At 35.4% G+C, this 25,553-nt stretch carries 23 protein-coding genes; 17 read left to right on the forward strand and 6 right to left on the reverse strand.

The window, feature by feature from the left end:
* The 3 genes from WC622_RS13625 to WC622_RS13635 all read right to left on the reverse strand — a co-directional run.
* Positions 1 to 2,393: valine--tRNA ligase (locus tag WC622_RS13625; RefSeq protein WP_372820248.1), on the reverse strand; the 2,393-nt coding region annotated here is incomplete at its 3' end.
* A 251-nt stretch (positions 2,394 to 2,644) separates the two neighbouring features.
* The gene (locus WC622_RS13630; RefSeq protein ID WP_372820249.1) at positions 2,645 to 3,274 is read right to left on the reverse strand and encodes a Uma2 family endonuclease; all 630 of its coding nucleotides are present in this window, start codon (positions 3,272 to 3,274) and stop codon (positions 2,645 to 2,647) included.
* Positions 3,275 to 3,334: 60 nt separating this feature from the next.
* Positions 3,335 to 5,296, reverse strand: a complete 1,962-nt coding sequence (locus WC622_RS13635) for a heavy metal translocating P-type ATPase (protein ID WP_372820250.1) — start codon at positions 5,294 to 5,296, stop codon at positions 3,335 to 3,337.
* A gap of 279 nt (positions 5,297 to 5,575) precedes the next feature.
* Here WC622_RS13635 and WC622_RS13640 point away from each other — a divergent pair, with 279 nt between their 5' ends.
* Entirely contained in the window at positions 5,576 to 7,615 is a 2,040-nt protein-coding gene (locus WC622_RS13640) for a M13 family metallopeptidase (protein ID WP_372820251.1), read from the forward strand.
* Positions 7,616 to 7,695: 80 nt separating this feature from the next.
* On the opposite strand, the gene WC622_RS13645 is transcribed toward WC622_RS13640, so the two are convergent.
* Together WC622_RS13645 and WC622_RS13650 are read right to left on the reverse strand one after the other, a co-directional pair.
* On the reverse strand, positions 7,696 to 8,088 hold the full coding sequence (locus tag WC622_RS13645) for a GxxExxY protein (RefSeq protein ID WP_372820252.1): 393 nt from the start codon (positions 8,086 to 8,088) through the stop codon (positions 7,696 to 7,698).
* A 179-nt stretch (positions 8,089 to 8,267) separates the two neighbouring features.
* Positions 8,268 to 8,606, reverse strand: coding sequence for an MmcQ/YjbR family DNA-binding protein (locus WC622_RS13650; protein ID WP_372820253.1), 339 nt, complete (start codon positions 8,604 to 8,606; stop codon positions 8,268 to 8,270).
* 107 nt (positions 8,607 to 8,713) lie between these two features.
* Between WC622_RS13650 and mnmD the strand changes: the two genes are divergently transcribed.
* The 7 genes from mnmD (at position 8,714) to WC622_RS13685 (ending at position 13,816) form a co-directional block, all read left to right on the forward strand.
* Positions 8,714 to 9,382 carry a tRNA (5-methylaminomethyl-2-thiouridine)(34)-methyltransferase MnmD gene (gene mnmD, locus WC622_RS13655; protein ID WP_372820254.1) on the forward strand — a complete coding sequence of 223 codons (669 nt, stop codon included), beginning with the start codon at positions 8,714 to 8,716 and terminating at the stop codon, positions 9,380 to 9,382.
* 56 nt (positions 9,383 to 9,438) lie between these two features.
* Positions 9,439 to 10,554, forward strand: coding sequence for an AI-2E family transporter (locus WC622_RS13660; protein ID WP_372820255.1), 1,116 nt, complete (start codon positions 9,439 to 9,441; stop codon positions 10,552 to 10,554).
* Between the two features lie 6 nt (positions 10,555 to 10,560).
* Entirely contained in the window at positions 10,561 to 10,866 is a 306-nt protein-coding gene (locus WC622_RS13665; protein WP_372820256.1) for a hypothetical protein, read from the forward strand.
* A gap of 2 nt (positions 10,867 to 10,868) precedes the next feature.
* On the forward strand, positions 10,869 to 11,675 hold the full coding sequence (gene mazG, locus WC622_RS13670; RefSeq protein WP_372820257.1) for a nucleoside triphosphate pyrophosphohydrolase: 807 nt from the start codon (positions 10,869 to 10,871) through the stop codon (positions 11,673 to 11,675).
* A 10-nt stretch (positions 11,676 to 11,685) separates the two neighbouring features.
* Positions 11,686 to 12,315 (forward strand): hypothetical protein, encoded by a 630-nt coding sequence (locus tag WC622_RS13675; protein WP_372820258.1) that lies wholly within the window; start codon positions 11,686 to 11,688, stop codon positions 12,313 to 12,315.
* A gap of 216 nt (positions 12,316 to 12,531) precedes the next feature.
* On the forward strand, positions 12,532 to 13,242 hold the full coding sequence (locus tag WC622_RS13680) for a M949_RS01915 family surface polysaccharide biosynthesis protein (protein WP_372820260.1): 711 nt from the start codon (positions 12,532 to 12,534) through the stop codon (positions 13,240 to 13,242).
* Positions 13,243 to 13,315: 73 nt separating this feature from the next.
* A complete protein-coding gene (locus tag WC622_RS13685) occupies positions 13,316 to 13,816 on the forward strand; it encodes a nuclear transport factor 2 family protein (protein WP_372820262.1) in 501 nt (166 codons plus the stop codon).
* A 259-nt stretch (positions 13,817 to 14,075) separates the two neighbouring features.
* Here WC622_RS13685 and WC622_RS13690 read toward each other — a convergent pair whose 3' ends face one another.
* Entirely contained in the window at positions 14,076 to 15,374 is a 1,299-nt protein-coding gene (locus WC622_RS13690) for a DEAD/DEAH box helicase (protein ID WP_372820264.1), read from the reverse strand.
* A gap of 149 nt (positions 15,375 to 15,523) precedes the next feature.
* Here WC622_RS13690 and WC622_RS13695 point away from each other — a divergent pair, with 149 nt between their 5' ends.
* From WC622_RS13695 to truA, 9 genes are all read left to right on the forward strand, one after another.
* Positions 15,524 to 15,925: a hypothetical protein gene (locus tag WC622_RS13695; protein WP_372820265.1), complete on the forward strand. Its 402-nt coding sequence runs from the start codon at positions 15,524 to 15,526 to the stop codon at positions 15,923 to 15,925.
* A gap of 3 nt (positions 15,926 to 15,928) precedes the next feature.
* Positions 15,929 to 16,483 carry an RNA polymerase sigma factor gene (locus WC622_RS13700; protein ID WP_372820267.1) on the forward strand — a complete coding sequence of 185 codons (555 nt, stop codon included), beginning with the start codon at positions 15,929 to 15,931 and terminating at the stop codon, positions 16,481 to 16,483.
* Between the two features lie 5 nt (positions 16,484 to 16,488).
* On the forward strand, positions 16,489 to 17,775 hold the full coding sequence (locus WC622_RS13705; protein WP_372820268.1) for a hypothetical protein: 1,287 nt from the start codon (positions 16,489 to 16,491) through the stop codon (positions 17,773 to 17,775).
* 4 nt (positions 17,776 to 17,779) lie between these two features.
* Entirely contained in the window at positions 17,780 to 18,223 is a 444-nt protein-coding gene (locus tag WC622_RS13710; RefSeq protein ID WP_372820269.1) for a hypothetical protein, read from the forward strand.
* 732 nt (positions 18,224 to 18,955) lie between these two features.
* Positions 18,956 to 21,379, forward strand: a complete 2,424-nt coding sequence (locus tag WC622_RS13715) for an alpha/beta hydrolase family protein (protein ID WP_372820270.1) — start codon at positions 18,956 to 18,958, stop codon at positions 21,377 to 21,379.
* A gap of 514 nt (positions 21,380 to 21,893) precedes the next feature.
* Positions 21,894 to 22,736 carry a ThuA domain-containing protein gene (locus WC622_RS13720; RefSeq protein ID WP_372820271.1) on the forward strand — a complete coding sequence of 281 codons (843 nt, stop codon included), beginning with the start codon at positions 21,894 to 21,896 and terminating at the stop codon, positions 22,734 to 22,736.
* 5 nt (positions 22,737 to 22,741) lie between these two features.
* Positions 22,742 to 23,236: an SRPBCC domain-containing protein gene (locus WC622_RS13725; RefSeq protein ID WP_372820272.1), complete on the forward strand. Its 495-nt coding sequence runs from the start codon at positions 22,742 to 22,744 to the stop codon at positions 23,234 to 23,236.
* Positions 23,237 to 23,244: 8 nt separating this feature from the next.
* Positions 23,245 to 23,718 carry a DinB family protein gene (locus tag WC622_RS13730; RefSeq protein ID WP_372820273.1) on the forward strand — a complete coding sequence of 158 codons (474 nt, stop codon included), beginning with the start codon at positions 23,245 to 23,247 and terminating at the stop codon, positions 23,716 to 23,718.
* A gap of 457 nt (positions 23,719 to 24,175) precedes the next feature.
* Positions 24,176 to 24,973, forward strand: a complete 798-nt coding sequence (gene truA / locus WC622_RS13735) for a tRNA pseudouridine(38-40) synthase TruA (RefSeq protein WP_372820274.1) — start codon at positions 24,176 to 24,178, stop codon at positions 24,971 to 24,973.
* Positions 24,974 to 25,553 lie beyond the last annotated feature (580 nt).

The following is a 25,553-nucleotide window of genomic DNA, read 5'->3' on the forward strand; positions in this document are numbered from 1 at the left end:
TTTACTAATTCTACCTCACTAATATTTGCCAATTTAAATACACTATTGATCCATTTTTCGTAATCTAAGCCTGAATTTACTTTTATACTTAATGGCAATGCATCTTTTGGTGAAATTTGACGTGTATTTCTTACATTCCTAATTTCAGAAATTAATTCTTTTATCAGTTCTGCTTCTCTTAATAAAGTTTCATCGGCTTTGCCAATTATTGGATATTTGGCAACGATACAACAATCCATTTCTGCACGTTCACCAAACAATTCATCGTGGTATAATTCTTCAGTTAAGAATGGCATAAACGGATGTAATAATTTCAATATTTCTTCAAAATATTGAATAGTTATTTTCTTGGTTACCCCATCAATTGGATGTTGATACGCAGGTTTCACCATTTCTAAATACCATGCGCAAAAATCATCCCACACCAATTTATAAGTTGCCATTAAAGCTTCAGATAAACGGTATTGCTTAAAGTTGGCTTCGATTTCTGCTAATGCTTCATTAAACCGGTTTTCGAACCAATTAATTGCTTGTTGATTAGGGTTTTCTAGATTCTCATCAACTTCCCAACCTTTAACTAAACGGAAAGCATTCCATATTTTATTGGCGAAATTTCTTCCTTGTTCGCAATAGGTTTCATCAAACATTAAATCGTTGCCAGCAGGCGATGACATTAACATTCCAACTCTAACTCCGTCTGCTCCGTATTTTTCAATTAAACCGATTGGATCTGGAGAATTTCCTAAAGATTTAGACATTTTTCTGCCTAATTTATCTCGAACAATACCTGTTAAGTACACATTTGTAAATGGTTTTTTGCCCATAAACTCATGTCCAGCCATAATCATTCTGGCTACCCAAAAAAATAAAATTTCTGGTGCAGTTACTAAATCATTGGTTGGATAATAGTAATTGATATCCTTATTATTAGGATTTTTAAAACCATCGAAAACAGAAATTGGCCATAACCATGATGAGAACCAAGTATCCATTACATCATCGTCTTGCCTTACAAACGCAGCCAACTGATGTTTAAAGCCAGGTTTATCAGTATCTGAACAATTCTTATCTAGTTTTTTCTTTTTCCAAAATTCCTCTAAGGCTTCATCTTTAGTTTTCGCAACTACCCAATTTCCTTTATCGTCATACCAAGCTGGAATGCGTTGTCCCCACCATAATTGTCGAGAAATATTCCAATCACGAACATTTTCCATCCAATGACGATAAGTATTCTCGAATTTATTCGGAATTAGGTTTACATCTCCATTCAACACATCATCCAAAGCTGGCTGCGCCATTTCTTTCATTTTCACAAACCATTGCATAGAAAGCTTTGGTTCGATAGCTGCATCTGTACGTTCAGAGAAGCCAACTTGAGATTTATAATCTTCAACTTTTTCTAAATGCCCAGCTTCTTCAAGCATTTTAGCAATCTTTTTACGAGCAATAAATCTGTCTTCACCTACTAAAATAACGGCTAACTCGTTTAGAGTTCCATCGTCATTTAAAATATCTGTAACTGGCAATTTGTGTTTTACGCCCAACTCATAATCGTTCAAATCATGCGCTGGTGTAACTTTTAAACAACCTGTACCAAATTCAATATCTACATATTCATCTTCAATAACTGGAATCTCATGATTAACCAAAGGCACGAAAACTTTTTTACCTTTTAAATGCCTAAAACGCTCATCATTTGGGTTGATACATATCGCTGCATCAGCCATAATCGTTTCTGGACGAGTGGTAGCAATTGTTATAAATTCATCAGTCGTTCCAGCTATTAAATACTTGATGTAATATAATTTCTGATTTACTTCCTTACGAATAACTTCTTCGTCAGAAACTGCAGTTTTTCCTGCTGGATCCCAGTTTACCATGCGGATACCGCGATAAATCCAGCCTTTCTTATACAAATGGATAAACGAATCAATTACCGCTTCAGATAAATCTTCTTCCATGGTAAAACGTGTTCTATCCCAATCGCAACTTGCGCCTAATTTCTTTAATTGCTCTAAAATAATGCCGCCGTATTTCTCTTTCCACTCCCACGCATATTTTAAAAATTCTTCACGAGAAATATCTTTTTTGTTAATTCCTTTTTCTTTCAGCAACGCCACAACCTTTGCTTCAGTTGCAATAGAGGCATGGTCAGTTCCAGGAACCCAACATGCATTTTTACCTTGCATACGAGCTTTACGAATCAATACGTCCTGAATGGTATTGTTTAGCATGTGCCCCATGTGCAATACGCCGGTTACATTTGGTGGCGGAATTACGATGGTGTAAGGCTCACGTTCATCAGGCTCTGAATGAAAAAACTTTTTATCAAGCCAATAGCTATACCATTTATCTTCGGTTTCTGCAGGATTGTATTTAGTAGATATGCTCATTTATATGGTGGTGTCGAATTTTGCTGGTAAAAATACATTTTTAGGGGCAAAAGACCAAAGCAGGAAGCCTAAAGATAATTTGAAAATCAAGGACAGTAAGATTTAATAAAGTTAGTCCCGCACTCCATTACAATCCCTGAGAAAATCTGGGGATTTTCATTGCGGTCGGGTTTAGAAAACTTGGGGAATTACAAGAACTAAAAGTAGCAAAGCTCAAAAAACCTTAATCTTTCTTAATTCAACTTATAGAACTATAAACCTTCAAAAACATCATCCAAGTCTAGAACAAAGCCTGGCAGAACTGACGAAGTGATTTTTTCACTCAACGTAAATATTTTAGAAGGTTGAAATTTACCTTCGATATCCAATGTATAAATTAAAATACTTTGGTCGCTTTGGCTAACCACCCAATATTCTTTAACGCCAAACTCTTCGTAAACTTTGTATTTGTTTAAAAGTTCTTTTTTGTTATTTCCTGGCGATAAAATTTCTACAACTAAATCTGGCGCACCAATACAGCCTTTATCGTCTAATTTACTTAAATCACAAACGACACAAATATCGGGTTGTAAAACTGTGAACACATCTTTGTCGGCTTTACTTTTTGTAGGAAAGCGAACATCGAATGGGGCGCCATAAATTTTGCAGAGTTTATTTTCGAGAAAATTTCCCATTCTTCTAAAAATTGTCCCAAAAACTTCTTGATGAGCTCTTGAAGGTGCGGGACTCATTTTAAAAATTTTCCCTTTAATTAATTCCACTCTTTCATCGAAAAGCCAGTTCAAATAATGAGCATAGCTATAAGTTAACGATTCGTCTATCTCATTAAAAGTATAAACTTTCTTTTCAGTTAAATCTGCGTATGTTTTTTCGGTAGTCATTATACCAAATATATTAATTTAGAGGCAGATATTAAAGATGTATTCTTGAATTTTCAGCAATTAAAACTTCATTTTCTGAATTCTAATTGCATTTAAAATAGCTAAAAATGCTACACCAACATCAGCAAAAACAGCTTCCCACATGGTAGCTAAACCACCAGCTCCTAAAATTAAAACCACCGCTTTTACAGCAAACGCAAGTGTAATATTTTGATAAACTACACTTTTGGTTGCTTTACCAATTTTAATAGCAGTTACAATTCTACTTGGCTGGTCATTTTGAATAACGACATCAGCCGTTTCTATTGCCACATCACTACCCATTGCGCCCATTGCCATTCCTAGGTCACTTAATGCTAAAACTGGAGCGTCATTAATTCCATCACCAACAAATGCAACTACACGAGTTTTATCCCTTTTTATCTCTTCCAATTGAGCTACTTTATCTTCTGGCAGTAAATCTCCATAAGCTACATCAATTCCTAATGTTGCAGCAATTTTTTGGGTGATAGCTGTTTTATCGCCGCTTAACATCACAACTTGATTAACACCATTTTTGTGAAGTTCTTCAATTGCTTGTTTAGCATCTGATTTTACTTCATCGGTAATAGTTACATAACCTGCGTATTTATCATCTGTTGCTAATAAAACTATAGTTTCAACTTCTTCATCAACAAGTGTTGGATATTCTATTTTAAGCTTTTTAAATAGTTTAGCATTACCAGCGACTATTTTTTGATTTTCAATTAGAGCAGTTAACCCATGACCAGTAATTTCTTTTACTTCGCTTACTTTCAGTAATTTTTTATCGCCATAATAGCTTACAATCGCTTTTGCAATTGGGTGTGTAGATTGACTTTCTACAGATGCCAATAACATCATAAACTTTTCTTCATCAATTTCAGATTTTATGGTCGACACCTTAAAAACGCCATGAGTTAACGTTCCAGTTTTATCTAGTACTACGGTATTAATTTTGGTAATTACATCTAAAAAATTAGAGCCTTTAAACAAAATCCCGTTAGCAGATGCAGCTCCAATTCCTCCAAAATATCCCAATGGGATAGAAATAACTAAAGCACAAGGGCAAGAAATAACCAAAAACACCAAAGCACGATATAACCAAGTTTGAAATTGATAATCTGCAACTATGAAATAAGGCAATGCCACTAAAGCAACGGCCAAAAAGAAAACGATTGGTGTATAAATTTTAGCGAATTTCCGAATAAACAGCTCTGTTTTAGCTTTGCGTGAAGTTGCCGATTGTACCATTTCTAAAATTCGAGACAAAGCACTATCTGCAAATTTCTTGGTCACTTTTAAGGTTATAACTTGATCTAAATTGAGCATTCCAGCTAGTACAACCTCACCTTCTCTAAAAGTTTTCGGGGTACTTTCTCCTGTTAATGCAGCTGTATTAAAACTCGCACTAGCACTTATCAATTCACCATCTAACGGAGCTTTTTCTCCTGCTTTTAATTGAATTGTTTCTCCTATTTCTACAGTTTCTGGTTTTACAATTTCAAATTTTTCATTCCTAAAAACATTCGCCGTATCTGGTCTAACATCTAATAAAGCTTTTATATTTCGCTTAGCTCCTTCAACAGCAGCACCTTGAAACAATTCTCCAACAGTATAAAATAGCATTACAGCTACTGCCTCAGGATATTCTCCAAGAGCTAAGGCACCAATAGTTGCCAAGGCCATTAATAAAAATTCCGTAAAAATTTCTCCCTTAGCTATTGTTTGAATCGCTTCTTTTATAACTGGATACGCAACCGGTATATAGGCAACTAAATACCATGAAATACGGATATAATTTGTAAAAAAATCAGCCTTAAAATAGTCAAATGCAATTGCAATAAGCAACAATACTAAACTAAAAATTGCTGGCAAGTAGGTTTTAAAAGAAGAAGCATCTCCATGATCGTGATCGTGATCATCACCATCTTCATGATGAGAATGGTCGTGATTACAACAACTATCTGTTTCTTTACTGTGTAGATGCTTTTCTTTCTCCATTTCTATTTAGAATAATTCAAAATTAAGTAATTATTACGCACAAGGCACATTTTTTGGTTCATTTTTCTGTCTTGCACAATAAAAAGTGTTAAAATATGTTAATATTAGTATAAATCGCAAAAACATGAAATCGTTTAGATTATCAATATTTAATAGCGAAATTTTCCGCAAAATTGGTTTAAGCAGAATCTATTACTGGTTTAACAAGTAATATTTCTATTAACTTGATACTAGTTCAATAGGTATTTCTTAATTTTCATCTTTAAATATTTTTAAAGTATGAAAAGTCAACAACTCAAAAATTATGTTACGGTTCTAGGAATTTTCGCAGGCAGTTTATCCGCCTTTGCGCAAAATATCCCTAAAAAATTAATAGATCCAGCTAATATGGATCTAAGTGTTAAACCTGGCGATGATTTTTATCAATATGCTAGTGGAACTTGGATTAAAAACAATCCTGTACCAGCTAAAGAAACACGATGGGGTTCTTTTAATGAACTTCGTGAATTTAATGCACAAGCCGTTAGAAGTTTAGTAGAAGCCGCTGCTGCTGACAAAAAAGCTGCCCCTGGTTCTGTTACTAAGCGTGTTGGGGATTTCTATGCCGCTGCCATGGATAGTTTAACCATCGAAAAATTAGGTTATACTCCTATTAAAGCAGATTTAACAAAAATTAAGCAAATTAAAGATCTTCAAGGTTTATTAGATCATATTGCTTACATGAGAACATCAGGTATCGGCGGTCCAATGTTTGGTTTTGGCGTTGGTCAGGATAGAAAAAACGTAACCAAATATGTAGTTAATGTCTCTCAAGGTGGAACGACATTAGGTGATCGTGATTTCTATTTAAAAGATGACCCCCAAAGTCAAAGAATTAGAGCTGCCTACAATACTTACATGGTAAAATTATTTACATTGACTGGAAGCAGCGAGGCCGAAGCTAAACAAAAAGCAACTACCGTATTTAATTTAGAGAAAGCTCTTGCTGAAATTCAAATGAGCCGTATTGAAATGCGTGATCAATATAAAACGTATAATAAGTTAACTGTTGCAGAATTTAACAAAATTACGCCAAACATTAACTGGACTACTTTAATGCCTAAATTTAAAGTGGTTGGACAAGACACAGTATTGATTAATTCGATTTCCTTCTTTAAAAACTTAAATGATATGTTAACTAGTGTGCCATTGGCAGATTGGAAAACGTATTTAGAGTGGAATATCTTAAAAGGATCTGCTAATAATTTAAGTTCACCGTTTGTTAAAGCATCTTTTGCATTTACGCAGGCTCAAACTGGTCAAAGAGTGCAAACTCCACGTTGGCAAACGATGTCTTCATTAACAGATCGTACTATCGGCGAATTATTAGGTCAGTTATATGTTGCCAAATATTTTAAACCTGATGCAAAAGTACGCATGGATCAAATGATTGTAAACTTGCGCAAAGCTTTTGAAATAAGAATTAATGGTTTAGAGTGGATGAGTGCTGCGACCAAACAAAAAGCATTAGAAAAACTACATGCTTTCACGCCAAAAGTTGGTTATACAACCAAATGGCAAACATATGATGGCTTAGAAATTAATCGAGCTACTTATTTCCAGAACTTACGTAATGCAGGTGTTTGGGGCTATAATGAAAATATTAACAGACTTGGAAAACCTGTAGATAGAACTCGTTTCGGTATGACGCCTCCAACAGTGAATGCTTCTTACAGCCCAACAATGAATGAAATTGTTTTCCCTGCTGGAATTTTACAATTCCCTTTCTTTGCGCCAAACGCAGATGATGCTGTAAATTATGGTGGTATTGGTGCTGTGATTGGTCATGAAATGAGCCACGGTTTTGATGATACTGGAAGTCAATATGATAAAGATGGAAATCTTAAAAACTGGTGGACTGATGAAGATCGCACTAAATTCAATGAAAAAACAAAAGCTTTAGGAGATCAGTTCAGCGCATATACAGTTGTGGATACCATTCACGTATTAGGCAAATTGACTATGGGTGAAAACATTGGAGATTTAGGTGGATTAAACGCAGCTTACACAGCTTTTAAAATGACTAAACAAGGTCAGAGTAATGAGAAAATTGATGGTTTTACACCAGATCAACGTTTCTTCTTATCATGGGCGCAAGTTTGGAGAGGTAATATTTTACCAGAAGCAGCAGCTCAGCTAATTAAAACTGATCCACATTCACCAGGCCCATACAGAACCATTGGTGCACCTGTAAATATGGATGCATGGTATGAAGCATTTGATGTAAAACCTGGAGATAAATTGTATAAAAAACCAGAGGATAGAATTAGATTGTGGTAGAATTTTGACAAAAAATAGCCGCAGATTCGCAGATTATATTTTAATTATAACAATTAATCTGCGAATCTGCGGCTTATTAATTATTTCGTTAAAACAACTCGTTTGTGCTGAAGAGATCTCTCGTGAAAATTAATAATTAACCCAACTTGTAATTTGGAAATTGCTAAATAATTCAATACTTGAGCATAGTGTTCTTCAATTACACCTAACTTAGATTTAATTTCTAAAATTATTTTACTATCAATTACAAAGTCTGCATAAAATTTATGTGGTAAAGTAACACCTTTATAATTAATTGAATACTCTTTCTCTCTTTCATATCGAATACCTCTTTCAATTAATTCGTACTCCAAAGCATCCTTATAAACGACCTCTAAAAATCCTTTCCCTAAAACACGATGAATTTCCATCGCTATTCCAATTAAATCATAAGTTTCTTCTTGATAAGGATATTCTTCTGTATTATAAATCATTTAATTCCATCTTATAAATTAGTAACAACGGTAATTTAGAGTTTATTACTTACCAATTGAAAACTAACATATCCTTTTTCTTAAGAGGATTTAAAATTTAATCAATGCGATAAAATATTTCCTTATAAGAATAAATCTCAAGCACTTTAATAAAAATCTGCGCATCTGCGGCTGAAAAATTATTTATACTTCTCTTGAACTTTCTTCGGCAATTTACTTAACACCAAAGCCCTAGAAGTAGCAACACGTTTTTTCAATTCCGTACCGCTCAATACTTCTAAATTATCTATTTGCACCCATTGTTTTTTAGCCATGTGCGAAGCTTGATGAATACCATCACGAGCAGTTAACTCCTCAAATTCTTCTGGTGTACACTTTGTAGAAAAGCTATTTCCTTCATCAATGGCAATAATTACAAAGATTTTATCTTCAATCATAAAACAAAGATGCTCCCATTTCATACCTTCTGTAGTACCTGGAAAGCTTAAACAGTATTCTCTAAAAGTTTCTATATCCATAAATTGAAAGATTAAAGCTGAAAGACCAAAGATAAAAAACCAATGCTAAAGCAAAATACTAAATTTGCAACCTAATCCTGAAAATCATTTTAATCCTGATCCTGACGATGAATATCCTTACCCAAACCGCCGATGGCTCTAATACTTTATTTAATGAAACCATTGGAGAACATTATCATTCTGCTCATGGTGCACTGCAAGAAAGTAAACATGTTTTTTTAGAAGCTGGATTAAAGTACGCCATCTCCCAAAAAGAAGAACAAGAAATTAGTGTACTGGAGGTAGGTTTTGGAACGGGGTTAAATTTCATTTTAAGTTTTGCGCATTCCGAAGAACACAACATTCAACTCAATTATACAGGCATAGAAGCTTTTCCACTTTCAAAAGAGGTGATAGAAAAAACGGGTTACGATCAATATGTTACACCAGCTATTTGGCAAAAATTTATTAGCAATTATGAAGGAATTTTAACTCAAAAACAAGTTTTATCATCGCATTGCGAACTCGAAATTGCGCACACAACACTATCAGATTTTAAAGCTCCACAGCAATTTGATGTATTATATTACGATGCATTTTCGGTGCAACATCAACCCGAAATGTGGACAAATGAAATGATTGCGCATGCCTGTAGTTTTCTTAAAGTTGGCGGCATTTTTGTAAGTTACGCCATTACTGGAAATTTAAAACGAGCAGTTAAAAGTTGTGGCTTTAGCATCGAAAAACTACCTGGTGCACCTGGCAAAAGAGAAATGCTCAGAGCAACCAAGTTATAAATCTATTCTCTGTCCCTCAATCGAAAAATCTTTTATCTTTATTAAAATTTATTGCCATGAAAGAAATCTCCTTGCCTTTTATTGCCAAGTTAGCTTTGGTGCTTTTATGCATTCTAATGCTTGGCTATTTAGCCATTTTAGGCAAAAGTTTATTGGCTCCATTGTTATTTTCGTTATTAATGGCTTTTTTACTCTTGCCACTAACCAATTTTTTAGAACGAAAATTAAAATTTAAAAGAAGCTTGGCAGCTATAACTTCGGTAATTTTAATGATTGCTATTTTGTATGGCATTCTTTATTTTTTAGCCAATCAATTAACAGAACTTTGGGCTGATTGGCCTTTATTAGTACAACAAGTAACTACTGCTTTTCACGACATACAAAGCTGGGTTGCTAAAACATTCCACATCAATGAGTACAAGCAAAAATCGTATTTAACTGATGGCATCGAAAAATCATTAGCTACTAGCGCAGTTGTTATCGGAACTACGCTTTTAACTCTATCATCAAGCTTATTATTTTTAGCATTCACTCTATTATTTACCTTTTTTATTTTAAACTACCGTAGATTATTATTTACGTTTTTGTCAACCGTTTTTGCTGAAGAGCACAAAACAAAAGTGAACGATATTGTAAGAGAAATACAGCGGATCATTAGGCGATATGTCACTGGTTTATTTCTTCAAATGTTAATTGTTTCGCTATTAATGATGATTACCTTGTCGTTATTAGGCGTAAAGTATGCTATCCTTCTAGGTCTTATTGCAGGTATTTTTAACATTATCCCCTATTTAGGAATTTTTACCGCATTGTTAATAAGTGCATTAATTACTTTCGCAACCGCTGGAGCGTCATCTGCATTATTTGTCATCTTTGCATTTATTGGTGTTCATACAATCGATGGGAATATTTTAATGCCATTGGTGGTGGGTTCCAAAGTAAAAATTAATGCATTATTTGCTTTCATTGGTATTATTGTGGGCGAAATGATTTGGGGAATTTCTGGAATGTTTTTATGTATCCCGTATTTAGCCATGCTGAAAATAATTTTCGAAAAAACTGACGGTTTAACGCCTTGGAGTATTTTATTAGGCGAAGAGCAAAAAACCACACCAAGGAAACGTAAAGTATATCGAATTACCAAAAAAATAAAGCTCGAAGAAGCAGAATAAAGAGTAATGAAAACCGAAAAAGAAAATAGATCGCCACATATTTTAACTACATCTGCCAATTTATTAGGCTTTTGTTTCATTGTTTTAACATCGGTTAAGATTTCAAAACTAGAAGAATCATCTTTTATTGATGAAGGAGCAGCTTTAGCAATTATCGTTTTTATGTGTAGTTGCTTGTTATCTTTTCTCGCCATGCGAAGTACAACTGCTCGTGCGATAAAAATGGAAAGAAGTGCAGACATTTTGTTTTTATTTGGCTTAATTGTTCTTTTTATTACCACTATACTTATCGCTTTTAATATCATTAAATAAATATGCCTGCAAATATTCCACCTCCAGCTACCTCAAGTCCAGATACTGCTTTTTTAAGATTGCTAACCGTGTTAGATACACTTCGTACACAATGCCCATGGGATAAAAAACAAACCATGGAAACGTTGCGGCATTTAACTATTGAAGAAACCTATGAACTTTCTGATGCCATTATTGAAGGTGATATACAAGAAATTAAAAAAGAATTAGGCGATTTAATGATGCACTTGGTGTTTTATGCCCGTATTGCAAGTGAAACAAATGATTTCGACATTACTGATGTTTTGAATGGTGTATGCGATAAATTAATTAATCGCCATCCACATATTTACGGTGATGTTGAGGTGGAAAACGAAGAAGATGTAAAACGCAATTGGGAACAAATTAAACTAAAAGAAGGGAATAAGTCTGTTTTAGGCGGTGTTCCTACCGGATTACCTGCTTTAGTAAAAGCAAGTAGAATACAAGAAAAAGCTCGTGGTGTAGGTTTCGATTGGGAAGAAAAAGAGCAAGTTTGGGCTAAAGTTGAAGAAGAATTACAAGAATTTAAGGATGAGTTTAACATTGCTGAAAACGCAAACATTGATAAAGAAAAAGCCGAAGGAGAATTTGGCGATTTATTGTTCTCTTTAGTAAACTATGCTCGTTTTATAGATATCAATCCTGAAAATGCTTTAGAAAAAACCAATAAGAAATTCATTAAACGCTTCCAGTTTTTAGAAAGCAAAGCCAAAGAAAGTGGCAAAGCTTTACAAGATATGACGCTTGCAGAAATGGATGTGTATTGGAATGAGGCTAAGAAATTGTAATTTATTATAAATGAAACCTCAATCCATAATTTTTAAAAAACCTTTTAGGTTAATTCAACTTTTCAGAAACATTAATACCTATGGAAAAGAAGAAAAATCTTTTGAGGATAGGAAAGTTAAAATAGCATGGAAACCAATTCAATCAACTTCAGGTGCAGTTAAGAACGACGTGGTTTCTCTACCTCAATCTATTTTACAACAACCTAACTTTGAACATTGCGATTTGATACTAGTGATTGATGATAATTTTCAGCAACCGCAAAATGTAGTTTACATCGAAGAAAAAAATCTTTGTTTTAGACGAAATAATCTAAACAAGTTTGATTTTTTACAACTAAAACTGGATGAGAAAATTGAATTGTACCTCAAACCCGGCTATTTCGAAGTTGGTGATCCTCCACGAAGTGAATTTAAACTATGTGAATTAGAAAAAGATAAACCCGTGTCAATTAAGATTAATGGAAAACGAGATTTTTCATTAACAGGAAGAAGAGCCCGAACATTTGTTGAGCAGGAATATATTTTTCATTATCTAGGAGATTTTAAAGAATGTACTGTTATAAATGAACCATTTCCAATTACTGTTAAAACTATTCCTTCCTTAGTTAAAACCATCGACTTAACTAAAACTCTTTATTAACAACTAATAACCTGAGTTCGATTAATAATGTTGTTTCTATTAGAATTGTCGTCATTGCGAGCAAAGAGAAGCAATCTTAAAGCGATGGGTTATACATCTATGCTCATGTTGTAGGATTGCTTCGTGCTTCGCAATGACAATTATCAATCTAATCTGCGAATCTGCGGCTTTTAATAACCTATCATTTTATATATTTGCCATTACAAAATACACTAAATGAAAAAAATCTGCACGCTTTTACTTCTTTGCCTTTTTGCTATAACAGTTGCTGCTCAAACTGATACCACTCCAAGCAGTAAAAAATTGACAAAAGCAGAAACCGAAGAGTTTTTCACCAACACATTCAAAAAGAAAAACCTTATTAATTTTCCAATTTTTAGGGCATACACTTACCACGATAAAAGCGGAACCTATTATGTAGCATTATCTGAAAGTGCAGATACTGTAAACAAAGAAAAAGATACTGTAAATTATACCTTGAAAGCCTTTAATTTTAACGTTGACAAATCAATAAGCTTAAAAAAATGGGAGATTAACGATTTTAAAACACCTAATTTAAAAGGCGAAGAAAAAGAAAGCTCTATTTGGTTTTGGACAAAATATTGTGAATTTAACGATTTAGATAGTGATGGACTAATCGACCCTATTATCGTTTATGGGACTTTCGGTACAAATGGTTACGACGATGGTAGAGCTAAAATCTTAATCTATTATAAAGGTCAGAAGGTGGCAATTAGACACCAAAATGGTGTATTAGATAATGAACGTAAAACACAAGTAGATGTAACATTTTATAGTTTACCTACCCAAATTCAAACACATATAAAAGAATTAATGGAAAAAATGGTTAAAAACAAGCATGCTATTTTTCCGACTGCTTATGCAGAAAAGATGGACAAAAAAGCAGTTTCAATTAGCAACGAATAAATTAAAAAGATATTAAATCTGCTTGTTAATAATTAGCTTTACTCTAATTTAAAATCCATTTTGACCAAATAAAATGAAACGACTCTCCATTCTACTCTTACCTACTTTGCTATTTGTCGGCTGCCAAAGTAAAGACTCTAAAACAATAAAATACCCTTATGCTGTTAAAAAAGCTTACAATTGGGGTATGAATCCCGACCCTAAAAACATGACAATTGCCATGAACGCTCTTAAAGCTTTTGCAAGTAGAGATACAGCGGCTTTAAAAACATTTATGAGTGATAGTGTTCATCTTTCGGCAGATGGCTATGAATTAAACGGCACAAGAGCCGAATTCTTAAAGGCAGCGCAACAAGAAATGGATAAGTACAACAGCATTACCATTAATATGGATGACATGGAATCTGTGGTGAGCGAAGATAAAACTGAAGAATGGGTTAGCTTGTGGTATAAACAATACGGAGAAAGTAAAGACGGTAAAAAAAGTAGTATCAGTATGTTTAATGATATTAAAATTGAGAATGGGAAAGTAGCACGATGGACTGAATATGTCCGTCATCCTATGGAAAGATAATTTAAAGTCTCGATGAAAATCGGGACTTTTTTTATGACTCCATCGTCTTTGCGAAGGAGGTCCTTCACCGACTGCGGCAATCTCCTTCATGCTATAGGGTGATTAATTATAAAGGAGATTGCTTCGTGCCTCGCAAAGACGGTAATAGGTGCTGAACTGAAAGAAATAGCCGTAGCGGCGCCGAGCTAGGAACGAAAAAAGCGAGAAGATTGCCACTCCCGATGAAAATCGGGATCGCAATGACGACAAAAAACTATACTTAACCGTGTTTCTTTTTCTTATTCATAATCGCTTTCTGACCAATCCCGTAATTAGTAGTCTTGGTATTACTTTCTTTTCGTTTATGAAATGCAGCATCACGGTATTCTTCTTCCTCTTCTTGTTCTTTCGCTAATCTGCTTTTTTGTGCAGAAGCTTTGCCTACATCCTCTACCAACAAATCTTCAGGTAAATCTGCAACCTCTATCTTTTTACCAATTGCCTGTTCTATTTTGCGTACTTGTGGTAATTCTAAATCAGTAGTAAAAGTAATAGCCATTACATCTTCATCACCCTGTTTAACTATTCTAGTTAAATAGGTTTCCTTTTGTACAGGTAATTCAAAATGGAAAATAAATGGAATGCCTCCTAAATCTAGTGTAGGCAAACCTTCATTCGCAATAATCAATACTCTGGCCTCATCAACCGCTTTAAAATCTTCGATATCGTCAAAGCCTGCTTCATCAAAAAACAAAGGTTTATACACGAAAACATCATCGGCCTTGCCATCAAATAAATCTTTTGCTAAAGTTTGCGCAGTTAAACGAGTATTTACAAAAACTACCACCTTATCAAACACCTCTGCATCTTTCAATAAAAGATTTAATAAGTTCAACTTGGTTCTGAAATTTGGCACATGATACAAAAGTTGCGTATGCGTTTCGGTTTCATTATCACCCAAATCTTCTACCTCTATCGTGGTTGGTAATTTCATAAAAGGTTCAATCATTAAATCTAACCGATCATGCATTACTTCTGTAAATATTAAATGCTGACATTTTTGTATGCTGTTAGCCAATTCGTTAATTGGTAGTTGCATTCCTAGTTTCACCATATCGGCAGCATCATCCACAATAAGCATTTGAATTTTGTTGGTATTCAATCCTAATTTCAAATAAACTGCTCTTGCTCTAGAAGGAACTGCCACTACGATATCAACCCCATCCGTCAATTCATTTATTTGTGCCTCCATACCACCATCAGCATGAAGCCCAACAATGCGTATGGTTTGATTTCTGTTTAAAAGCTCAAACTGCTCCATCACCTCTAACACCTTTTCTTTAGTTGGTACTAAAATTAACGCTCGGGGGGCTTCTTCAAAACCATATTTTAAGCGCATTAAAACACCAAGAATATACGTTGTAGTTTTTCCTGCTCCTTCTGGTCCAATGGCAATAACGTCTTGTCCGCCTAAAATGCGAGACATCGTTCTAGCTTGAATTTCTTTTGGACTTAGGTATCCTGCTGCTGTCATAGCAGACACCAACGGCTTGCTTAATTTTAATTGTTCTAAAGACACTTTTCGCTTTGTAAATTGATGAGGGGACAAATTTACAGAAAATATAAAGGACTATCAGAAATCAACGTTTAATAGTGAGTGATTTATTTTAATTTCGCTGTCGCGTTTTATAGCTTATCTGCGTATAGGGTATAAAAACCAAACAAAACATGAAGAAACTGATTTTTATTTTAGCCGCTGCCGCTACACTAGTAGCCTGTGAGAAAGACAAAAACGCTAAAGACTTTAAAGGAACCTATAGCGGAACATTTAGAACTAAGCAAGACGGGAAGATGGTGATGACGGATACAGAACTAATTTTATTAAATGGAAATTTTGAAGTTAACAAAGGCCCAAAACTAGGAAGTGGTTCTTTTAAGTTGGAGGATAAGAGAACCGTTACCTTTTCTGATGCAACTGTTTGGCCAGCGGATTTTGATTGGAATTTAATTTTAAACGGTTCGTACACTTATCAGGCGTTGGGGGATAGTTTAATTTTAACAAGAATTTTATCCGCTACAACTCCTGTCGACAATAACTATTATCAATATAGATTAAAGCAGTTGGATTAATTAATGCTTAAGCCTCAACTATCAAATCTTGATGATTTAATTCGTAACTGTAAAACTGGTAATCTGCAGTATCAGGAAATGTTGTATAAACATTTTTACGGCTACGCTTTGGGTATTTGTTTACGTTATTTAATTAATCGAGATGATGCACTTGAAGCTGCTAACGATGCATTTATTAAGGCTTTTAAATATTTAAACACCTTTAAAGAAGGAGCTGATTTTAAGCCTTGGTTTAGAAAAATATTAGTCAACACTTCGTTGGATTATAAACGGAAGAATATGCGTTTTAGTCAGGCAATAGAGATGACAGATACCGAGCAGCAAACCACCTATTCATCGGCGATTGATCAGCTTTCGGTGAAAGATATTTTGAGTTTAATGAAGAATTTAAATGAGACACAGCATTTGGTTTTTAACCTGTACGAAATAGATGGTTATACGCATAAAGAAATTGGAGACTTGTTAAATATTCCTGAAAGTTCATCGAGAACTTATTTAAGCAGGGCGAAACAAGTCCTCCAAAATTTATTGATTACTCATTCAATTTACACGAAATGAAAAATATGGATGAAGAACTAGTTTCACAGATTAAATCTGTTTTTGAAGACGTTGATGACGGGGGCAGTGAAAATGGCTGGTTAGCATTGCGTGAAAAATATCCAAAGCCAAATAGGAAATTACCAATTTGGTGGATTACCGGCATTGCTGCATCTATTTTAGTTGCTTTTGGAGTGTTCTTACTGATAAATAAATCGCCAAAAGAAATTGAGCAACCTACGCAAACAGTTCAAACAAAGGTGGATGTAAAACCAGCGACAGGGATTAAACCACAAGAACAACCTATCATTTTAAAACAGGATAAAGTTGTAACATCTCCTATTGAAAAAGAGGAACAACCAGTAGTTTTAGCGCAAAAGAACACACCAGCAAAAACTGTTGAACCTAACGCTATAGAGGAGAAATTAAAAGTTAATTCTACTGAGCATGTTATTGCCTTAAATCCAAAGGTGCAGGCAAATGTTGTGCTTAAAATTGATACCGTTAAAGAGAAAGTTCAGCAAAATCCAGTTATTGCCAACAATCCAGTTGTAACTCCAAATGAAACTAAAAACACCAAAAAAACGACTGAAGAGTTTTTGAAAGAGCAAACCCAGTTATTAGCCAATAGCTCAACAAAGGTGGTGGAAAAAAGTAAATCCGTTAAAAATTCAATTGATGTGTTTACAGGTACCTTTTTAAATTACTACGCAGATAATGCGGTGAAATTGAACGCTGGCTTTGGTGTAAACGCAAGTGTTAAGGTTACAAAAGGCGTGTTCGTAAGTTTTGGTGCAGGTGTAAGTCAAAATAAAATTGATTACAAAAATAGTGTGCCAGTAGCAGCTGTAGCAAGTTCTGATGCCTTAAGTTCATACGTTGCCAAAGGTGCTTTAACTTCATCGAGTATTAGTGATGTAAAAGTAAACGCACAATTATTGAACTTAGATTTACCGGTTACGTTAAAGTTTTATCCTACAAAAAAACAAAACTTCTATGTAGCTGCAGGTGTAAACTCAAACTCTTATTTAACGCAAAAGTATACCTATGGTTACAATGTAAATAGTGTATCTAGTTTAGGGTATACATCTGAACCAAAAGAAGAAGTAGAAAAAACAAAATTAAAAGGTTTCGACTTTGCGAACAGTGCCATTTTCGCTATTGGTATAAATCAGAACATTGGTAAAAATAACTCCATAATTTTCGAACCTTATTTTAAACCTGCTATTGGTAGCATGGGCGAAAAGAACCTCAAAATAAATACGGTTGGATTAAATTTAAAATTCAGCTTCACTCCTAATCAAAAGAAATAAACTTATGAAAACCATTAAAAAAACCGCTTTCATTATCTGCTTACTCACTGCATTTACATTGGTTTATGTGAGTTGCAAAAAAGATTCACTTTTAGATTTATCTGGAACCTACACCATTAAATCTGGCGAAACCCTTAATTTATCAAAAGGTGGTGGTAGAGCTAGCTTAACAATTGAAGAACTAACAGACACGCGTTGTCCGATTAATGCATTGTGTGTTACAGGTGGTTATGCTAGTGGGAAATTCAAATTTAAAGACAATTTCAAAACACAAACTGTTGAACTATGTTTAAATGGCATGTGTGCAACTGAAACAAGTCAAGCTGAGCAAAAAGTAACATTAAACGGAATTACATATAGTGTAACATTTACTGATCTCACACCTTTTCCAACCTATCCAGCACAAAATAAAGTTGCTACAGCAACACTCATGCTTAAAAGAAAATAATTTCAATCAGTTTTATAAGCATTCTTCATTCTACTAAACCTTACTCGTCATTACCAACTTGATCCGATAGCTGTCGGATGAGAATGTTAATGTGCAAAAAGATTATCCGCTTTAAGATGCCCAGTCAAGCTGAGCATGACGTGTATAGAGAAAGCCGCAGATGCTGATTAAAATATAAATCTGCGCATCTGTGGCTAAAAATCTTTATTGAAGAGTGATCTCGCTCGTCATTCCCGTGAATCCCGATAGCTATCGGATCAAGCTGAGCATCACGTGTATAGAGAAAGCCGCAGATGCGCTGATTAAAATATAAATCTGCGCATCTGCGGCTAAAAATCTTTGTTGAAGCGTGATCTCGCTCGTCATTAACGTGAATCCCGATAGCTATCGGATCAAGCTGAGCATCACGTGTATAGAGAAAGCGCAGATGCGCTGATTAAAATATAGATCTGCGCATCTGTGGCTAAAAATCTCTATTGAAGCGTGATCTCGCTCGTCATTAACGTGAATCCCGATAGCTATCGGATCAAGCTGAGCATGACGGGTACAATGGTGGAGGTTAAAAGAAAACAGCCTATCTTATTTTTGATACAAACAAATGATTTGTTCAATATTTTGTAAGTTTATCTATTGGAAAATTAAACTAACGAATTGAAACCATCATGAGTTACACTTAAGCTTTAAGAATAACCCATGATAGCTTCATCATCTTAAAAACAAAATCATATCCCGATGAAAAAAATCATCCTTAACCTCTTTTTAATTGCCATTAGTGGGAGCGTCTTTGCACAAGACGCCATTAATTATCAAATGCCGCCAAAAGCGATTGCAGATTTATTATTGGCAAAACCAACACCAAGTGTAAGCATTGATAGCAAAGCTGAATGGATGTTGTTTAGCGAACGTAATTCTTTTCCATCTGTAGAAGAATTGGCCATGCCAGAATACCGTATTGCGGGTATGCGCATTAATCCTAACAACTATTCTCCAAGTCGCCAAACATATATTAATAATTTCAGTTTAAAGAATATAAAAACCGAAAAAACTCTTGCTGTTACTGGCTTGCCAAGTCCGTTGTACGCAAGTAGTGTAAACTGGAATCCAAGCGAAACTAAAATTGCCTTTACACAAACAACTCAAAACAGAGTTGATTTATATGTGATAGATGTAGCCACAGGTAAAGCAATGAAGGTGAATAAACAACCTTTAAATGCAATTATGGGTGGTGGTGCCACATGGGTGGATGATCAAACCTTATTGTATAGAGTAGCTGTTAAAGCTGCTAATTTAGCTCCAACTCGTCCTTTAGCGCCTAAAGGACCAACAATTCAGCAAAACTTAGGTAAAGCTGCACCTAACCCAACCTTACAAGATTTAATTAAATCTCCTTTTGATGAACAATTGTTCGAATTCTTTGGGACTTCGCAATTAATACAGAATAAAGGTGGTATAGAAACGCCAATTGGTAAACCAGCAATTTATAGTGGCATTTCTGTATCGCCTGATAAAAACTATTTGATGCTGCGTACCATTAAAAAACCATTCTCTTATTTAGTATCTGCTGGAGGTTTTCCATCGGTAGTAAACATTACAGATAGAAGTGGAAAAGTAGTTAAAATGCTTGCAGATTTGCCATCTTCGGAAGAAAGACCATCTGGATATGATAACGTTCAAAACGTACCAAGAGGTTTCGATTGGCGTGATGATGAAGCGGCTACCGTAGTATGGTCTAAACCGTTAGATAGTGGTTTGATTAAGAAAAATGTAGAGTTTCATGATGTAGTGTTAGAATTGTCTGCTCCATTTACTGGTGCACCAAAAGAACTCTTTAAAACTAAAATGAGATTTGGCGGTATCAGCTGGGGTAATGCAACCTTAGCGTTGGTTAGAGAAAATTCTAGAACTAAACAAACCTCTAAATTAAGTCGGTATAACCCAACAACTGGTGCGTTAGAAACCTTATACGAGTTAAGTACAAACGATGCCTATAACAATCCTGGATTTCCAGTAACTGAAAAAAATAAGTTTGGTCGACAAGTAGTATTAACCACAGATGGTGGCACTAAATTGTTGTTAAACAACACTACAGGAGCTTCTGCCAAAGGCGATTTACCTTTCTTAGCCAAGTTTGATTTAAACACAAAAAAATCTGAGATCTTATGGCGTAGTCAACCTGGTTCTTTTGAAATGGTGACGGATGTGTTAGATCCACAAAAATTGGTTTTATTAACACGCAGAGAAAGCCAAAAAGATGCACCAAACTATTTTATTAAAAACTTAGTGTTACGTGTGGCAGATAGAAAGATTACCAATTTCACCAATCCATACGCACAATTAGAAGGTGTAACCAAAGAAAAGATTTCTTACAAACGTGCAGACGGTATCGATTTAACTGGTGATTTATATTTACCAAAAGGATACAACAAAGAGAAAGATGGACCATTGCCAGTTTTAATTTGGGCGTACCCTCGCGAATTTAACTCGGCAACAGATGCCGCACAAATTAGAGGTTCACAAGATAAATTTACGACGATCAGTTCTGGTGGCCCGTTGTTTTTTGTAACACAAGGTTATGCTGTTTTAGATAATGCAGAAATGCCAATTGTTGCTAAAGACGGCAAAAAACCTAACGATACATTTGTAGATCAGCTAAAACTAAATGCAGAAGCAGCCATTAACAAATTAAGTGATATGGGTGTGGGCGATAGAAATAGAATGGCAGTCGGCGGACATAGCTATGGTGCATTTATGACAGCCAACTTATTAGCTCATACCAATTTATTTAAAGCTGGTATTGCCCGCAGCGGTGCATACAACAGAACCCTTACTCCTTTCGGTTTCCAAAATGAAGACCGTACCTATTGGGATGCTCCTCAATTGTATTATGAAATGAGTCCGTTTAGTTATGCGAACAAGATTAAAACACCAATCTTGTTAATTCACGGAGAAATGGATGATAATCCAGGTACTTTCCCGATTAACAGTGAGCGTTTGTTTAACGCCATTAAAGGTTTTGGTGGTACCACTCGTTTTGTGTATTTGCCTTATGAAGCTCACGGATATAGAGGAAAAGAAAATATCTTGCACATGCTGTGGGAAATGAATACTTGGTTAGATACCTATGTAAAAAACGCTAAACCAACAGCTGCGAAATAATTGGTTGGAATGATCGTCACCCTGAATTTATTTCAGGGTCTTTTTAACAAGAAAGATGCTGAAATAAATCAGCATGATGAAATTAAAGGTAAATTGATTTACCTCATAGGAACATAGATAACATAGACTAAACTTATAACTATGTATGCTATGTTTCTATGTGGTTTGTTAATTAAAAACACCCCACCCGTTGGGCACCCCTCTACAAGAGGGGAATGTAAATCGCAATTCCCCTCTTGCAGAGGGGTGGTCGAAGACCGGGGTGTTTAATGAAAATATAAAATTATATAACTTTACTCCTAATGCTGGCTAAGGTTTACTTAAATGTCTTAGGTGGTAAAAATAATTTAAACATTAAGAAGTTAAGGCTTAATAGTACTTAATCCCTTAATGGTAAAAAATAATTTAAACATTAAGAAGTTAAGACTTAATGCATCTTCATTTCTTAATGGTAAAAAAGTAATTAACGTTAAAACTTAATGTTACTTCATTTCTTAATGGTAAAAAAATCCCCATGCTAAAAAAGATTAGCCTCCTCCTATTAATTGCCGTAGCCGTTAATTTAAGTGCCCTAGCTCAAAAAACAAAAAAGTTTAAGGTAATTGCTTTTTATACTGGCGTAAACGATCAAGCCCATGTAAGTTATGTACACGAAGCCAATACATGGTTTCCCAAAATGGCAGAAAAATATAACTTCAGTTATGATTCTACTTCGAACTGGAGCAACTTAAATGCTGAGTTCTTAGCCAAGTATCAAGTCGTGCTGTTTTTAGATACCAGACCAGATCAACCAGAACAAAGAGGAGCTTTTGAAACCTACATGAAGAATGGCGGGGCTTGGATGGGTTTCCACTTTTCGGCTTTCGCCTTAACCCCATCTGCTTATCCCCAAAATTGGGATTGGTACCACAACGAGTTTTTAGGTTCAGGTCAATACGGTAGTAACACCTGGCGACCAACGTCCGCCATTTTAAGAACAATCAGCAATCATCCTGTAACTAAAAACTTGCCAGAGACATTTAAATCTCAACCTAACGAATGGTACAGATGGGAGAAAGACTTACGCAAAAATCCAAACATTGATATTTTATTAACTGTCGACTCTACCAGCTTCCCTTTGGGCACAGGACCAAAAGCATATGAGATTTGGCAAAGCGGTTTTTATCCCGTAGCATGGAGCAATAAAAACTATAACATGGTTTACGTAAACATGGGGCATAACGACATGGATTACGAACATAAGTATGGAAAGACCACAACATCCTTATCGCATACCTTTGAAAACGAAACGCAAAATCAATTCATTATCAATAGCCTGTTATGGTTAGGCAGTGGTAAAAATAATCTTAAAAAATAATCAGAGTGGAAAATTTTGATTGGACCTCATTCACAATAAGAATTGCCGTTAAAGCGAAAATTGAAGATTTATATCGTGCTTGGGCTAGCTCCGCGGAAATTGAAAAATGGTTTTTAAGCGAAGCTGATTACCAAGATCCAGAAGGTAACAAGATAGACAAAAATCAAGTAGCCGTGAGCAACAATACCTACTTTTGGCGTTGGTTTTTGTATGAAGAAACAGAATCTGGTAAAGTCACTGAAGCCAACGGTAAAGATACCTTTGCTTTTACTTTTGCCGGCAATTGTGTAGTAACCATTAAACTAACCGAAGAACATGACTATACAGTAGTTACGCTAAACCAAAGTAATATACCAAAAGACGACAATAGCAAAAGAAATATCCGCTTAGGTTGCCACAATGGTTGGTCATTTTACCTAGTCAATTTAAAATCAGTATACGAAGGTGGTCTAGACCTCCGAAATAAAGACAATCGTTTTAAACCAATGCTTAACAATTAATATAAATAATGGACAAGAACATAGAAATAACAAAAGCAGCAAGAAACAAACTATTAAGTTTTTTATCAGATTTAACTACAGATGAATTAAATTATATCCCGACAGGTTTTAACAACAACCTCGCTTGGCAAATGGGACATTTAGTTGTTAGTCAGCAATTGTTGTGTTACCGTTTATCAGGCAATGAATTGGTAATTGAACCAGAACTGATTGATTTGTATAAAAATGGTTCTAAACCAGAAAGATACATCAGCGCAGCAGAAATTGAGCAAATGAAAGGCTATTTACTCAGCACCATTGATCAGTTAGCAATCGATTTGGAGCAAAACAAATTCGATAACTACACACCGTACACCATTTCAACCTTCCCAGGTTTAACCTTAACCAACATAGACGATGCCATTGCCTTTATTGCCTGTCATGATGGTTTGCATTACGGTTGTTGTTTAGGGTTAAAGAAGTTAGTAAAGATGAAAGGGTAAGAAATCAATTACCGGTAAAGGGTTTTTAGGCGGTCGTCTTTGCGAGGCACAAAGCAATCCTTGACTTTTCCGTCATTGCGAGGTACGAAGCAAACTTACAACTATGGGTGTGTTATTGTATTGCGCCTTAAGATTGCTTCGTACCTCGCAATGACGATTTGGTGCATTGACCCGTGCCCATTCCGTCATTCCCACCTTGATCCAATAGCTATCGGATGGAAACCACGAAGTACTCAGCGTAGCTAATTATAATGCAATAACAAATCTTTTTAAGTAATTAGTCCTTAGTTCGATCGTCTTTGCGAGGCACGAAGCAATCTTACAACTATGGGTGTGTTATCGCATTACGCCTTAAGATTGCTTCGTTCCTCGCAATGACGATTTGGTGCATTACCATTCCCGTGTTCACGGGAATGACGACAGTTTTCCTTACCTTTGCTAGCTAAAACCCATTCTTTTGAGATACTTCTTCCATATCGGTTATAACGGCCATAGCTATAGCGGTTGGCAAAGACAGCCAAAAGTAAATAGTGTGCAAGAAGTTATTGAAAGCAAACTCAGTCAGATTTTCAAAACACCGCTCACCATTAACGGTTGTGGCAGAACCGACTCAGGAGTACATGCCAGTCAGTTCTTTTTCCATGCAGACATTGAGCAGGAATGGGATTTTGATTTAGTGTTTAGGCTGAATAAAGTGCTACCGCACAACATTGCTATTTTCGATATCATCCCTTTGGATGGAAAACCACATGCAAGGTTTGATGCCGTTCAGCGACAATACGATTACTACATCCACACCTATAAAGATCCTTTTCTAAGTCAGCTAAGTTCGTATTATGATGTTGACAAACTAGATTTAGCGGAGATGAAAAGGGCAACCGCCTTATTACCGAAGTATAAAGATTACAGAGCTTTTTGTACCACTCCCGATAAAAACGAGCATACCATTTGCAATGTGATGGAAGCCAATTTATACACCACTGCAAACGGCGATCAAATTCGCTTTCACATTGCGTCTAATCGCTTTCTAGGGAAGATGATTCGAATTATCACAGGCAAGCTCTTAAAAATAGGAAAGGGCAACATGAGTGTTGATGAGTTTGAAAACTTACTCATTACCTTAGAAACTCCAGGTCTATTAGAAATTGCACACCCTACGGGTTTGTATTTATCTAAAGTAACTTACCCCTATTTAAACCTACCTCCAAGAACAGAGTTTTCCGGCTTGCAACAGAAGGATTGGGTAATGGTTTAACCTAATAAACTGCGTCATTGCGAGGAACGAAGCAATCTTCACACACCGCGTCATTGCGAGGAACGAAGCAATCTCACACATCCCGTCATTGCGAGGAACGAAGCAATCTTAAAGCGCAATGCAATAACACCCATAGTTGTAAGATGCCTATAATAATCATCACATCATTGCGATCACGAAGCATCCTTAAGCAACTTGCCGTCATTGCGAGGTACGAAGCAACCTTAAAGCACCATCCAATAACACCCATAGTTGTAAGTTTGCTTCGTGCCTCGCAATGACGAAGCTAAAGAAATTACGACCCAAGCAATCTTAAAGCGTTTTAACTAACCTCCATAGCTGTAATAATCACCGCGTCTTTGCGAGGCACGAAGCAATCTTAAAGCACAATGCAATAACACCCATAGTTGTAAGTTTGCTTCGTGCCTCGCAATGACGAAGCTCAAAAAATTGAAGGAACGAAGCAATCTTAAAGCACAATGCAATAACACCCATAGTTGTAGCATTGCTTCCTGTCTAGCAATGACGAAGCTAAAGAAATTGCGACCTAAGCATTCTTACCTGAAGGAAATGGATAAAT

Source organism: Pedobacter sp. (assembly GCF_041662865.1).
Classification (GTDB): domain Bacteria; phylum Bacteroidota; class Bacteroidia; order Sphingobacteriales; family Sphingobacteriaceae; genus Pedobacter.

What these genes read in the sequence shown, in the direction of transcription:
- WC622_RS13630 (WP_372820249.1), bottom strand. Translation starts at nt 3,274, where the DNA reads ATGACTACCGAAAAAACATACGCAGATTTAACTGAAAAGAAAGTTTAT.
- WC622_RS13635 (WP_372820250.1), bottom strand. Translation starts at nt 5,296, where the DNA reads ATGGAGAAAGAAAAGCATCTACACAGTAAAGAAACAGATAGTTGTTGT.
- WC622_RS13640 (WP_372820251.1), top strand. Translation starts at nt 5,576, where the DNA reads ATGAAAAGTCAACAACTCAAAAATTATGTTACGGTTCTAGGAATTTTC.
- WC622_RS13645 (WP_372820252.1), bottom strand. Translation starts at nt 8,088, where the DNA reads ATGATTTATAATACAGAAGAATATCCTTATCAAGAAGAAACTTATGAT.
- WC622_RS13650 (WP_372820253.1), bottom strand. Translation starts at nt 8,606, where the DNA reads ATGGATATAGAAACTTTTAGAGAATACTGTTTAAGCTTTCCAGGTACT.
- mnmD (WP_372820254.1), top strand. Translation starts at nt 8,714, where the DNA reads ATGAATATCCTTACCCAAACCGCCGATGGCTCTAATACTTTATTTAAT.
- WC622_RS13660 (WP_372820255.1), top strand. Translation starts at nt 9,439, where the DNA reads ATGAAAGAAATCTCCTTGCCTTTTATTGCCAAGTTAGCTTTGGTGCTT.
- WC622_RS13665 (WP_372820256.1), top strand. Translation starts at nt 10,561, where the DNA reads ATGAAAACCGAAAAAGAAAATAGATCGCCACATATTTTAACTACATCT.
- mazG (WP_372820257.1), top strand. Translation starts at nt 10,869, where the DNA reads ATGCCTGCAAATATTCCACCTCCAGCTACCTCAAGTCCAGATACTGCT.
- WC622_RS13675 (WP_372820258.1), top strand. Translation starts at nt 11,686, where the DNA reads ATGAAACCTCAATCCATAATTTTTAAAAAACCTTTTAGGTTAATTCAA.
- WC622_RS13680 (WP_372820260.1), top strand. Translation starts at nt 12,532, where the DNA reads ATGAAAAAAATCTGCACGCTTTTACTTCTTTGCCTTTTTGCTATAACA.
- WC622_RS13685 (WP_372820262.1), top strand. Translation starts at nt 13,316, where the DNA reads ATGAAACGACTCTCCATTCTACTCTTACCTACTTTGCTATTTGTCGGC.
- WC622_RS13695 (WP_372820265.1), top strand. Translation starts at nt 15,524, where the DNA reads ATGAAGAAACTGATTTTTATTTTAGCCGCTGCCGCTACACTAGTAGCC.
- WC622_RS13700 (WP_372820267.1), top strand. Translation starts at nt 15,929, where the DNA reads ATGCTTAAGCCTCAACTATCAAATCTTGATGATTTAATTCGTAACTGT.
- WC622_RS13705 (WP_372820268.1), top strand. Translation starts at nt 16,489, where the DNA reads ATGGATGAAGAACTAGTTTCACAGATTAAATCTGTTTTTGAAGACGTT.
- WC622_RS13710 (WP_372820269.1), top strand. Translation starts at nt 17,780, where the DNA reads ATGAAAACCATTAAAAAAACCGCTTTCATTATCTGCTTACTCACTGCA.
- WC622_RS13715 (WP_372820270.1), top strand. Translation starts at nt 18,956, where the DNA reads ATGAAAAAAATCATCCTTAACCTCTTTTTAATTGCCATTAGTGGGAGC.
- WC622_RS13720 (WP_372820271.1), top strand. Translation starts at nt 21,894, where the DNA reads ATGCTAAAAAAGATTAGCCTCCTCCTATTAATTGCCGTAGCCGTTAAT.
- WC622_RS13730 (WP_372820273.1), top strand. Translation starts at nt 23,245, where the DNA reads ATGGACAAGAACATAGAAATAACAAAAGCAGCAAGAAACAAACTATTA.